Genomic DNA, 13,006 nt, shown 5'->3' on the forward strand with positions numbered 1-13,006 from the left:
TTTACACCATATATTAATCGATTAATCTATAACGTTTTTAAAGAAGAATACTAGATCTTCATCCTCCGTAGGTAATATTTCTAATTCATGCTTATCAATAGCATCCAACATCAATTGCTCTTTTTCAGATAGTCTATTATAAATTCTTTCACCTAACGAATAATTGCCATTTTCTAACGAGTAATTTTGTTGGAAATAATAATATTGTGTATAATCATCATCTTTTAATCCTAATCTATGAATTCTATCTTTCGATTGCAATAAATGAACTAAATTGTAACTATATTCAAAGTAAATAGCATCGTGACAAGTCTGATGTAAAGAAACCGATTCTGCCAGAGTGTGGGGATTTGTAATCAAAATATCGATTTCTTTATTTTTAAATCTACTAATTATCTCGTTACGTTCTTCTTGATGAACAGATCCTGAAATAACTTCAGCTCTAATACCCATAGAATTTAAATAATGTTTTAAATCATACATTGTTTTTACAAAAATACACCATGTGATTGCTGTTTTAGATTGACTGACAATATCTTTTATAAGAGATAAAAGCGCTTGCATCTTTGAAGTGATTTCTATTTGATTTACTAAATCTTCGATATCTTGAGAGTAATCTATATATTCAACTAAATCTTCATGGTTTCCACTCAAATCTAATAGTTCTTCAAACTCTTTTAAATCTAATTTCTCTAATAACATTGAAGGCGAACTTTCCAATTGCATAATCTTAGCAAACAAGGCTAACTGATTAGTCTTATATCTAGAAAATAATATATTAAAAAGTTGCAACTCTTCTGAACTTGATGATACTTTTATAATTTTATCGTTATTAGTAGGAGGAACTCCTAATTCATTTTTAGTGGTTCTAGTAAAAAATGGTTGAATTTTATCATTAATTACTTTTACTTCTGAATTTGTTGGGTTTGCTAATAAGGATATTTCAAAATTGAAAAAGTGATTATAATCAGCTGGATACATCAAATTTAATAAATTATAAATATCTTTATATCCATTTGGTATAGGTGTTCCAGTTAAAGTAACCATGTATTTGGCATTTTCAGTTATTCTTAATGCTGCTCCCGCGTTTTCCCCTTTGGGATTCTTAATGCGATGTACCTCATCAAACACTACTAAAGTTTCATTATTAATTAAATTTTTAATTTCATCTTCTAATCTAGTTAAAATTTCATAATTAAGAAGAATCAATTCTTTGTTGCCACTCTCATATTTAAGTATCATTTTCTTTTCATTAGATGTATTAAGATCCTTAATATTTAGGTAGTTTAATTTTCTTTTTTTTCCAAAACAAGATTGATACTCACTTATCCATGACCCGAATGAGTTTAATGGCCCTATCATTACGATTCTGTTTACATTTTTCTTCACATTTAAATATGCATACATACCATATACTGTAGATGTTTTACCTGATCCTGGTACAGAAAAATTGCCAGCTTTTTGCATCATAGACAAATAAAACGCATCTTTCATTTGCTTGCTTCTTAACTTTCTTTCTAACTGATTATTTACTACACTTTGAAATTCTTCATATCGGTCATCAAATCTTATATCATCATTTTTAATATCATTACCTACTGTATACTTATAGTTAATGTATGAATCAATATTAGCTAAATAATTAGTAACATTTGAATCAACTAACACTTTTTCATTGATTTTACTTCCAATTTTTTTAATTCTCTTAATTATTTCTTTTAGGTTTTTATAGTAGATATCCGCCCTAAAAATAATCAATTCTTCTGAATTTATTTCAACATAGCTTCTTAAATAAAGTTTAAATCCTGTTTTTTTCTTAAATTGATTTAAAACATCAGATGTTGAACGAATAATCAATTGATTATCTTTATTGATAAGAACTTGTATCATTACCATAAACCTCTTTTTTTATTCTATTTACTTCTTGTTCTAATTCTTCCAAAGAATTTAAAAATTGAGGGTAATCCGATTCATCATCTAATCTAAGAACAATATTAAAATCAATATTTTGTAATACATCTATAGCTTTTTCAATCTGTTTTTTAGGTGCATCAAGTGTCACTCTTTTTTTAATTTTTTCTTGATATTTAGTATAAATTGATTTAAAACTTTCTTTTAAGTCATCATTCCCACGTATCTCTTTATTAATAAAATCAAGCGTTACATCTTCCTCATCCTCAAACTTTTCAAGAACTTCTTCACTCAATTCACGGTTTTCTTCGACAAATGGTTTGAACTGAGGTGTATTAACTAAATCTTTCATTTTACGAACATATCTTGTCATATCAGTGTCAGGTTTATTTAACAAACTAGTAAAAATAATATTTTTCATATCTATACGGTCTTCTTCAGTTTTTATTTTATTAAGTACTGCAGTTATTTCGCCCAAAGGACCGTCTAAATCCCACTCACGTGCCAAGTAATAGTGTTCTGGCATCTCAATAAATTCTAAAAACTCAACCATTAATTCTGCTCGATTAACCATTTTATTAACTTCTGTTAAACTTTGTTCAGTATTTTTGGCATATTCTTCTTTAGTAATTAGTTGATGTTTCACAATATCATTATAAACGCCCACTAACTTATCTATCGGATTATATCCAACTCTCTCTTCCCGCCCATGCTGTAAATATAATTCTAATAATTTTATTTCCTTTTTACTTTCATGAATGTCCTTGCCAATTATCATAGCTTCTATATAATTGAACTTAGGATTCTCTTTCGATAATTCGCGTAAACATGTAAACCTTCTATTTCCATCAATAATTCGACCATCTTTTAATATGATGGCAGGTTCAGTTTGTTCTAATGCTTTTATATTATTTTTAGTTTTTTTAAAAGCTTTTTCATCGCTTTTCTTGATAAATTCGTGAATTATATCGTTATAATACTCAATATCATTTAAATCAAAATTTTCTAATTCATTTTCCGCTTTGTATTTACTAATCCATGTCGCTATTCTGTCGTTTTGATCATTATAATATAATTCATTTAGTTTAATTTTATAAACATCATATGCTTTAGTAATGCCATCAACTGTTAATTTGTTTGTTAATCCTGTTTTAATTAAATTATCTTCATTTATTTCATTCATCAAGCTTCAAACTCCTCATAATAGTAATCTAAATCCAAATAAACTTTTTCCATTATTTCATCATAATACATGTTTGTATGTTTGATTGATTCAATCAATTTAGAATAATTAAATTGAACATCATATTTATCATTAATTATTTGAGTTAAATCAAAGATGTCAATTACTTTTTCTCCAATTATTTCTTCTTCAATTAAACTTGTTAAGCTAAAGTCTTCATCTAATTTCAAAAGATAATTACCTCCCATCTTATTACTATATATATTGTCTACGCCTCGTAAAATTGAACGATAAAATAATGGTTCAAAACCATATTGATCTATATCCTCACTGTCAATTAAATCAATTAGTGTGTTAATAGACCACACTCTATGGTCACTTAGTTTTATAATTGCTTCCTCTCTAAAATCATTCAAAACTTTATAAGTTAAACCAATCTCATCAAGTTTTTTGATGGTTATAAATTTTTTTGGAAAAAACTCAAATATTTTCATTTCCTTAAATTTATAAAATAACCAAGAGGTAAATGTGCTTAATCTCCATAGTCTTTTATCTATATTAGTAAAATCTAGTATATTTTTTTGATCGTAAAAATTCTTATTAAAATAACTTACACTAGTTTCATAATGATTTTTTAATATGTAAGAACTAAATATTTTATAGCCTAAATATTTTAATATAAGTTGTATTTCTTTAATTTCATATTTTAACTCAGCTTTGATGTCTTCAATAAATATGAAATCTTGATCTTTAATAATTCTCTGAACATAATCAATATCTTTCTTACTTAATGAATCATAACTTACATTAATAATTTCACCAGATATATAGTTATCTATGAATTGTAAATAATTAGCTTTAATTGTTTGTTTTTTTATTCCATAATTTTCATAGTATAAATCTACAAAATTATTAATATGAATTGGTGCATACTCGAACATCAAGTCTTTTACCTATTGTTCTCTATTTACATTTCCAACTTTAATATTTGGCATACGTGACAAGTCTATGCGTAAATCTTCTACTACGCTCAAAGTTCACTTAATAATATTGTGTAATTCATTAGCATGTCTAATATCATAACTTTTCATGAGTATTGGATATTGTTTAAAAATTATCAATGAAGAAATTTCTAAATCTTTCCATTCTTCAAAATTTATATTTTTATAAAAACTATCCCAGTCATATTGATTATAGTTATAATATCTATATATCTTCTTACCTTGACTTACAGAACTTGAAGTATCACTTAATCTATTTTCTAAGTATCTAATATCTATATTGAATTCTTGATTATTTAGACCTTGTTCTTCAATAAATAAATTATAAAGTTGTAAAACATCGGAAATATGCACTGCATCTTGACAGAATTCTTCTAATATATAATCGATAATCCCTGTTCGATTTCTATTTATTACTTTATTACCTAATTCGATTTTACCTTTAAGCAACTCATTTCTAACGCTCTTTTTTAATTCAACAGAGGCTTTATCATCATAAATGATATCTTCCCATGAATGGTTCCCTTTTTTGTAACGGATGGATAAATAATTATAAAAATCATCTCTAAAAAATAACGCATATTGTTTTGCGTCTAAATTATATGTTTTGAACCAATATGAATTATCATCTTCTCTAAACACCTCATCAGTACTATCTAAAATCTTTTTTACTATTTGTCTAACACGTTCCCTAGTTACACCTAAAGTTTTTCCAATTTCTTCTAAAGTCTTTCCTTTTAATCTAAGTCTTATCATTTCAAATTTAGTAGCATCGAAGTTTTCAGCTGCATAAAGCAAAATCGAAGGCTTTTTTGAAAATATTTTTCCGAATTTATTCTTACCTATTAAATCTTGTTCTAGTAGTTGTTTTATAGTAATGTCCCAATCAATCCGTTTAAATTCATTACTTAGTTTATTAGTTAATTCATCTATATCGTATAAAAATTCACTTTGTTTTATAAATATATAAGCTATATCTTCTGCTAGTTTTGATACATCTAAATTCATTAATTTTTCCGTAACAATATTATTATTTACTAATAAATCTAATTCTTGAGTTAATGACATCTTCTCATCTAATAATTCTTTCTCCTTAATTACATTAAATTTTTCAATTAAGTCATTTAGCAAAACTTCTTTCAAATTTAATAAAAATTTTTGTCTTGAAAATTTAAAATAAAGTCTAGAAGTATCCCCCATAAAAATTTCATGCTTATTATAAACCACAACTTGTTGAAGCAATTTCTTAAGAATAGAGATTAAATTTTTCTTGCCAACATAAGAATAAGATAATAGCCTTGAATAAGAGCTTGATAACAAATTATTTAGATTATTTAAATTATACCTAGTAATTATAGCTTTCTCCTTATTACTAAATCCTTGATGATTGGTTGAAATTTCATTTAGATATTTGCTTCCGCTCAGATATCTTATAGCTATATTAAACTTTGATTTAGGTGTATTAATTTTAATGATGTCTTCAATAGATAACTCTGGATTTTGAATAACTAAAGTATATAAATCCTTCTTAGATAATTTTAATTCTTCTCTTAATTGGTTAATTATTTTTTTAATAATTAAGCTAGTTTTATTATTTATATCTCTTAACTTATGAATATCTTCATAATTCAATTCAATTAAAGTTCCTATTAAATGGATATTATTCATTTTTAATATTTTTAAAATTTCTCTATCTTTAAGTACTTCCTCAATTTTAAGCAACCGTACTTCTTCAATTGACAACGTTTGAATAATTGAATGTTCTTCTTCAATTTTAGAAATAAGGTGATTTCTAAATTCTTGAATTTCTTTGATTGATTTTGTTCCTAAATTTCTAATTTTTTCCAAGCGATCATCTGTTAAATCTTCAATCTGGTAATTATAAACATAGCCATGTTTAATTAATTGATTTTTTGAACGATTAGACAAAGGCGAGTACATTATGAATTGATTATCTGCTTTTTTATAAATCACTTCATTAACATCTATTTTATTTAGCTCTTTTATATTTTTTATGTTCTCTGCTCTTAAAAGCGCTAAAAAATTGCTCCCAAATAATTCTTCAAGATTACTATAATTAGAATTATTAATATTAATTAATTTGTTTCTATAATTAAATATTTCTTCTCGCATATTTTCGCTAAAGGTTTCTAAATTATTAATATCATCGTTAGTTAGAGTAATAAGTGCTTTTACATGTTTTATATTTTGTTTAAATAGAATGTTACGGGCGCTCTTTGATAAGTTTAAATCACTAATTCTTATATTTTCCATAAATCCACCTAATTATAATTCTAATATTTAAAACTAATATTAAAATGAATTATACAACATTTTTAGTTTGGTGAAAATATACTTTCTTCTTTTTTTAACACTATTCTGAAATGTTAGTATTTTTAAAATAAAACCTCTTCTTGTTTCATTTTCGGGAAATAAAATATTTGTTCAAAATCTTATATTATATAAGATATTAATTTTAAAACTCATTTTTACTAAAAAGCAGAATATTACCCTTAATCTCTCTTAGTGAAAAAGAGGAAGGTTTTATGTTTATGATGTGCCCACTCAAACTTTAGAATATTCACACCATAACGGGGAGCTTAGAATAAGTTTCACGCAATAGAAATACGCTTAGATACAGTTTATCAGTACCTAAGCGTATGTCTTAGTCTTTTAAAATTCATTAATTCTTCTAGTTTATTTAAAATTTTAGATGTAGTCTCATTTGAGAAGTCTCAATTTAATTAAACTACCTCGCATAAATTATTAGTTCTATAGAGTGAAATCAATGCTTTTTACTAGTAGAATACATCATCAACAATTTCATTTAACTGACGTGAAATACTAGCAAAATCACTATTTAAAAGTACGTCCTTCCACTACCAACAATATCCCTACTATTATAAAAGTCGTAATAGTCATTATCTTCTTAGCCTTTAACTTCATTTAAGAACCTTTATTTAATATAAAACCTTTTATTGATACAGTTAGATACACGTACCTTTTTCACACTATAAAACTTTCGTTTTATACATAACTTGATGTATCTTAAATTAAAACTTTTCAAGATTCTACATAATTTGAATTAAAAAAATACTAAATGCTACGAAACTTTATTTAGAATATATTTCATGACTTTATCATACCAATATTCTTCATTTTCACCATTAATAATACTCTCTCGCGACATATTAATTGAATAATTATGTAAATCTAGGAAGTCCGATGGTTGTATATTTTTTTCAATACTTAACTTAAAGATATGAATAAAATCAGATAAATTAATAGGTATGACGCTAATATTTCCATTATATATTTTTGAATTCGTTCCGGTGGTTAAATAAAAATGATATACTGATTCTGGATTTATCTTTTCAGCTATAAAAAAGCCAAAAGTATCCTTACCAGATTTCTTCTTTAATTCTCCTACATGTCGTGGGACAGGCTCACCTTCCATATCATATTGTTTTTTTCCTTGAGATAAAGTAACTTCATATAGGATATTAAAAGAACCATAATCTCCTACTATATCTCCTTTAGATCCGCCAGCTGTAGAAATAGGATATCCATTATCATCAGGTATAAAGTTACCAGTTATATCTCCATTATTTATCATAACTGCTGCTCTCCAAGTATTCCATTCCATAACTGCTGACCGGTCAGGAATTTCATTTTTTATAATTTGTGAATATGTTTCAATAATATCTTCAACGTCTTCTTTGTCTTTTCTTTTTAATTTTTTTGTTATTTCAAGTAACTTTTGTTCCCTTTTTAGTACTCTCTGTCTATTTAATTCTTCCTTAAGACTATATAAATCATCAGAATCAACCTTTATCCCTTTAGATTCAATTTCAAATTGTATTTCTCGTAAGTCATCATTTTTTAATTTAGGTATATTAGGGTTAGATAAATATTTAAAATATTTATCTATAGAGATATCTGGACTTACAATATCTCTCTCAACATTTTTTAAGATATATTGTACTTCTTTTATTCTTTCGTTTGAAATAGAAATTGACTTGCCCTTAGTTAAAACAAATAAACCAGTGGCTCTTAAAAATCTAAATATTGAATCAGTGTAATCTAAAGAATTCGATAGTTTAGTTTTCAAAAATTTTTCTTGAGAATTTTCAGTATTCTCTCTAACTTTGTAATTTTTATTATCTAATATATCTATATATAGCTCTTTAAATATTTCATTTCTTTTTTCTTCATAAAATTTTTTTAAGCTTTTATTTCCTCTACTATTTTTTCGTTTAGCTCGGTATTCTAAAACATCTTGTTTAGTTTCATTAAATTTACGGTAGTCTGTCATCGTTATACCAAATATTGAAAGCTCTTGATAAGTCAAATATTCAAGTTCATAAACTAGCCTGATTATTTCTAAAAACGGCTTAATATTAAATCTACCTTCATTTTTATTTTTAGTTTCTTTATGAAGTGCACTCGGTAGTTGAAATTTTAAAAGTTGATGAATCATAACATCTTCAAATAGAGCCTCTTTCATTAATAAATTTCCAGCTTCAGTTATCTTTAAAGGTTTATTTCTTTTAGGAATTAAAAAGCCTAATGCTTGAGGAGCTCTAGTCAATTTATCTCGCCCGGCAAATGCTTTATCTTTTGATTTACCACCATTACTAACTCCTGCTAAATTAGCTTGAGACAACATATCGTAAAATTTTATTTGTAAAGTTTCATTGTATAATTTATTTTCTAAATCTTTTTCTCTTATTAGTCTTAGATATTTAGGAATTAATTCTGGATTTCTTGGAGATGTGGAAAAAAATATAGTTCTACTTTCAAATCTACCCATATTTCACATTTACTCTCCTTCTAATTAAAATTAGTAATTATTAAATGATTAGCTTCAGATTTAAATCTGTTTCTAATATTCACTGAATAGTTTTTTGGATAACTAGCTTTTATATAACCTTTATATATATTCTTAATTAGCTTAGTTTCAGAAATAATCATGAGTGCAGGTGAACTTAAATTTTTAAAATTTTGTGCTAATTGATGATGATCTTTTTCTTTAAAATCTCCACTAAACACTTCATTCCCATACTCAGAAAATACCGTATCATAAGGAGGGTCTAGGAAGATGAAATCTTTTTCATTTGCTAAATCAAAACTTTTTTCATAAGATTCATTTTTTATCTTGGATTTTCTTAACAACTTGAGATGATTTTCATTCAACAAATCTGTATTAAAATTAGCATATCTTCCATATGGCACATTAAACTCCCCTCTAGAATTATATCGAATCATTCCAGAATAAGATGTTTTGTTAATAAAATAATATAATGTAGCATAACTATAAACAGGGAGCAATTTTTGGTTATATTGATCTCTAATCCAATAATAAAGTTCTTCATTAGGGTCGTTAACTTTCAATTCAGGGTTTTTTCTTTTATTCTTTAAAAAAATTTCTCTATTTTCTATATATTTTATTTCTAATTCTTTTAATTCTTCTTTAACTATGTAGTAATTATTAGTTAAATCTTCATAAAATTTTATTAAATTTTTATTAATATCAGAAATATAAGCTCTATCAGGTTCTAAATCAAAAAATGTAGCTCCACCTCCAAAGAAAGGTTCATAATAAGTATTAAATTTAACGGGAATATAATTTTTAAAATTAGGTATCTCTTTCGATTTACCACCACGATATTTAATTATTGGCTTCATATCTTACTCCAAACTTTAATATTATTAGTATTATTATAACATTGAAAACAATTTCAAAAACATATAATGATGCTTTAATAATGAATATCTAATTAATACGTAATAAGATTCTTAACAGTACCTATAGATATAGCTCGTTTAATTGGTGAGTGTCAGTTTTAGAAAAGTATATTAAATTAACGTTAACAAACGATTATCAAATTAAAAATAAATACAAGCATCTAAAAAAATTATTCCATAATATATATATTAATTTTTAAATTTAATAATTATAAAATATGTTAATCTCTTATTGTTTGTTAAAATATTGCTGCAAATTTCATAGTTCCTATCCTAATTTTTCAGGATTAATTATGTTTTTTAATCTCTATCAATCATATATTAATTTCTTTCACTTATTATATATTCCTCGTCATCATATTAAAATGTTGGATATGTCCAAGCTTCTCAAATACTGACTTAAAAACTCTTTTATAATTTTTTATATTATCTTCATCATGTACTAGAACAAAATCATCACTTATAAAATGAGATCCATCATTTATTCCTGATATAAGAGATTTACATAAAATTTTATCTATTCCATCAAATTTATTAATACATTTTTCGTAATCCATGTCTCCAATAATATTAAAGTAATACTCTAATATTCTTCTCATAGTATTAAACGACGTTACCGTTGATATATTATCAGAGCTTAATTCTTTCCACATTAGTTGGTAGGAAGATTCTATAGGATTATTCTCATAAACATCAAAATAACTAATATTATCTTTTTTTCGAATAATTCCAAACATCACTTCACTTGGTGAAAATTTATCTCTACTTCCTAAAAAAGTGATTTCTTTGTGAAAGTAGATATTGTGTGTAAGATTAATTATTTGCTGAATTCCGTTTTTATTATCTCTACAATCACTTATTAAATTTTTTACTAAAGTACTAACAATAAATAATACATTGCTATCCAAACTGGAGATCGGATCATCTATAACAATAATTTTATTTGAAGTAACACCTGTACTTTCATGACTACCATAAACTAAATAGTAAAAATATAAAAATGTAATAAAGTTGTACTCACCTTCACTCATTGTTTCATTAGCAATTGTTCCATCTTCTCTTAAAATGAGATATGTCCCTTTTTGTTTAGTATTCTCTTCAAGTTTAAACCCTTTAAAATCAAACTTTTTTAAAATTTCATTAATATTTTTAACGGTAGGCGTCACACTAGTAATATTTATTTCTATTTCGTCTATTTTATTATTAATTTGTTTTATTTCATTATTTAAACTTGTAATTTTTTTATTAATATTATCAATAGCTTTACTTCTACCATCTTTAAATTTAATATACTCTTTTAATTCTTCCTTAGTTTCATTAACAAAATAAATCCATAGCATTTCTACAAATTTGTTTTGTTCTCTTTTTTTATTTCTAATAACAATATTATTTTTTTCAATTGATTCATTAAAAGAGTTAATCATTTTATTCATATTTTGAATAATAGGAGTGAGGCTTTTTATATATTTTTTCTGTGAGGGATTCCTTAATTTTTCTTCAATTTGCTTTTTATTAACTTCATATTGTTTCTTAAATACTTCGAACTCTCTACTAAGATTCGTTATATTAAGATAGGGAATTGGTGTTTCTAATATAAACAATATATTGCTTTCAATATCTTTAAAAGAAGCGTTATATCTTTGATAAATTTTATTTAATTTTTCTATATCTTTTTCATATTCTTCATCAAAATAATCTTTAATTTCTTGTTCAATTTCTTTAGAAATACTTTGATTACAAAATGGACATTTTTGATTTGATTTCTCTAGGTAATGTAATCCTTGTTTAATCCAATCACTGTTTTTTAGTGCTTGAATAACCTGACTTATTGGACTTTCATGACTTCCAGTAATCACTTTTTCAAATAAATTTGTTTTTTCTATTTCAGTAATATTTGACATATCATTGAGATTAAAATTTGCATATAGTTGAATATCCTCAGAAAAACTTATATCATACTTTTTTTTCAATTTTTCTAAACTATCTTCTGATTTTGCTTCCAAGTTTTCAAAACTATATTTGTTATAAGTTTGAATACATCGATCTAAGAATTTTATTTTACTATTCTTATAGCCAACTAAAGCTTTTGAAAAATCCTTACCACTCCTTTTTTTAACATTCCAAACCCTATTTTTTATTTTGCCTGTTTCCTTTAAAATTTCATTTTCAAAACTCTCAATAGTATTTTGCTTAGTAAGTATCGATTCTCTACTTTTTTGCAATTTCTCTCTCAAATCTTTTAATTCACTTAGTGAGTGTATTGAGTCTTCTCCTAAAGTGAAAATTCCCTTTAGCCCTTCTTCAGATTGGCTAAAGTTTTGTTCAACAAACTTTTTATTATAGACTAATATATTTGCATTATTAGAATCCTCCGTCTCAACAACACATTCTTCAGAACTATTATAATTTCCAATTAAATTTGAGATAGTAGTTTTACCACTACCATTGTTTCCATATATAAAATTTATTTTTTAGGACAAATTTCTACGTGATTGTGATATGTAGCTATATTTTGAAGTGCAATTTTTTTTATCATTTTTATACTCCCTTTTCAATTTGTTAAGAATCCATTATCAAATAGTTAATAACTTAATTTTTGTTTTATTTATGGTATAGTTCCCGAAAAATGATTGTTATTCTTATCAGAATCCTAAATCACGAAAAAATTTTTTCAAAGTGATTGAAAAACCTCTCTTCACTTATGGTATGCTTCTGCGTATCGGTTAATGATGCGGTTTTTAATTAACGTCTTTTTGTTATAAGTCTTAAAGAATATTAAATAAACAACATCATTTTCCTTAATTGAAACGAAAGAACGACAAATTCCATACTATTACATTGGAATTTGTCGTTCATTTATTAGAAGCATATATTTTACAGACTTCTAAATTAATTGTTACAACAACAATTATTATCCTGTTGCTCTTTTTCATTTTTCTCTTTTTTTTCTTCAATTTCTACAGAACAACAAGATTGTTCCTGAGGTTTTAATTTTTTTAATACGTCTTTGACTCCCATTATCTCACCTCCTTTAAATAACGATGTTCACTATCAAACCTGTAGAAATAGCTACAACTAAAATGGCGATAACGAATGAGATTACAAATTTTTTCTTGAATAGTTTCGATAATAATACAACTTCTGGAATACTTGCACCAGCACC

8 protein-coding genes and 1 pseudogene are annotated in these 13,006 nt (G+C 25.3%); all 9 read right to left on the minus strand.

What is annotated here, in order from left to right:
* Positions 1 to 21: 21 nt before the first annotated feature.
* Positions 22 to 1,890, minus strand: a complete 1,869-nt coding sequence (locus tag AC3WQX_RS09525) for a DEAD/DEAH box helicase (protein WP_492740077.1) — start codon at positions 1,888 to 1,890, stop codon at positions 22 to 24.
* Positions 1,868 to 3,094: a ParB N-terminal domain-containing protein gene (locus AC3WQX_RS09530; protein WP_049427138.1), complete on the minus strand. Its 1,227-nt coding sequence runs from the start codon at positions 3,092 to 3,094 to the stop codon at positions 1,868 to 1,870. The genes AC3WQX_RS09525 and AC3WQX_RS09530 overlap by 23 nt, the downstream gene beginning before the upstream one ends.
* Positions 3,094 to 4,038 (minus strand): hypothetical protein, encoded by a 945-nt coding sequence (locus tag AC3WQX_RS09535; protein WP_281133822.1) that lies wholly within the window; start codon positions 4,036 to 4,038, stop codon positions 3,094 to 3,096. Before AC3WQX_RS09535 ends, AC3WQX_RS09530 begins: the two co-directional genes overlap by 1 nt.
* 93 nt (positions 4,039 to 4,131) lie before the next feature.
* Positions 4,132 to 6,369: a DNA-directed RNA polymerase subunit alpha C-terminal domain-containing protein gene (locus AC3WQX_RS09540; RefSeq protein WP_070862170.1), complete on the minus strand. Its 2,238-nt coding sequence runs from the start codon at positions 6,367 to 6,369 to the stop codon at positions 4,132 to 4,134.
* Positions 6,370 to 7,198: 829 nt separating this feature from the next.
* Positions 7,199 to 8,908, minus strand: a complete 1,710-nt coding sequence (locus AC3WQX_RS09545; RefSeq protein WP_049427129.1) for an AlwI family type II restriction endonuclease — start codon at positions 8,906 to 8,908, stop codon at positions 7,199 to 7,201.
* 20 nt (positions 8,909 to 8,928) lie between these two features.
* A complete protein-coding gene (locus tag AC3WQX_RS09550; RefSeq protein ID WP_049427127.1) occupies positions 8,929 to 9,783 on the minus strand; it encodes a DNA adenine methylase in 855 nt (284 codons plus the stop codon).
* Positions 9,784 to 10,181: 398 nt separating this feature from the next.
* Positions 10,182 to 12,311: an AAA family ATPase gene (locus AC3WQX_RS09555; protein ID WP_306460818.1), complete on the minus strand. Its 2,130-nt coding sequence runs from the start codon at positions 12,309 to 12,311 to the stop codon at positions 10,182 to 10,184.
* A 421-nt stretch (positions 12,312 to 12,732) separates the two neighbouring features.
* The gene (locus tag AC3WQX_RS09560) at positions 12,733 to 12,861 is read right to left on the minus strand and encodes a hypothetical protein (protein ID WP_002449516.1); all 129 of its coding nucleotides are present in this window, start codon (positions 12,859 to 12,861) and stop codon (positions 12,733 to 12,735) included.
* 13 nt (positions 12,862 to 12,874) lie between these two features.
* Positions 12,875 to 13,006, minus strand: a pseudogene (locus AC3WQX_RS09565) (permease); the annotation flags it as partial.

It is taken from the genome of Staphylococcus sp. FW104-15G4D, from assembly GCF_058790135.1.

What these genes read in the sequence shown, in the direction of transcription:
- AC3WQX_RS09525 (WP_492740077.1), bottom strand. Translation starts at nt 1,890, where the DNA reads ATGATACAAGTTCTTATCAATAAAGATAATCAATTGATTATTCGTTCA.
- AC3WQX_RS09530 (WP_049427138.1), bottom strand. Translation starts at nt 3,094, where the DNA reads ATGAATGAAATAAATGAAGATAATTTAATTAAAACAGGATTAACAAAC.
- AC3WQX_RS09540 (WP_070862170.1), bottom strand. Translation starts at nt 6,369, where the DNA reads ATGGAAAATATAAGAATTAGTGATTTAAACTTATCAAAGAGCGCCCGT.
- AC3WQX_RS09545 (WP_049427129.1), bottom strand. Translation starts at nt 8,908, where the DNA reads ATGGGTAGATTTGAAAGTAGAACTATATTTTTTTCCACATCTCCAAGA.
- AC3WQX_RS09550 (WP_049427127.1), bottom strand. Translation starts at nt 9,783, where the DNA reads ATGAAGCCAATAATTAAATATCGTGGTGGTAAATCGAAAGAGATACCT.
- AC3WQX_RS09560 (WP_002449516.1), bottom strand. Translation starts at nt 12,861, where the DNA reads ATGGGAGTCAAAGACGTATTAAAAAAATTAAAACCTCAGGAACAATCT.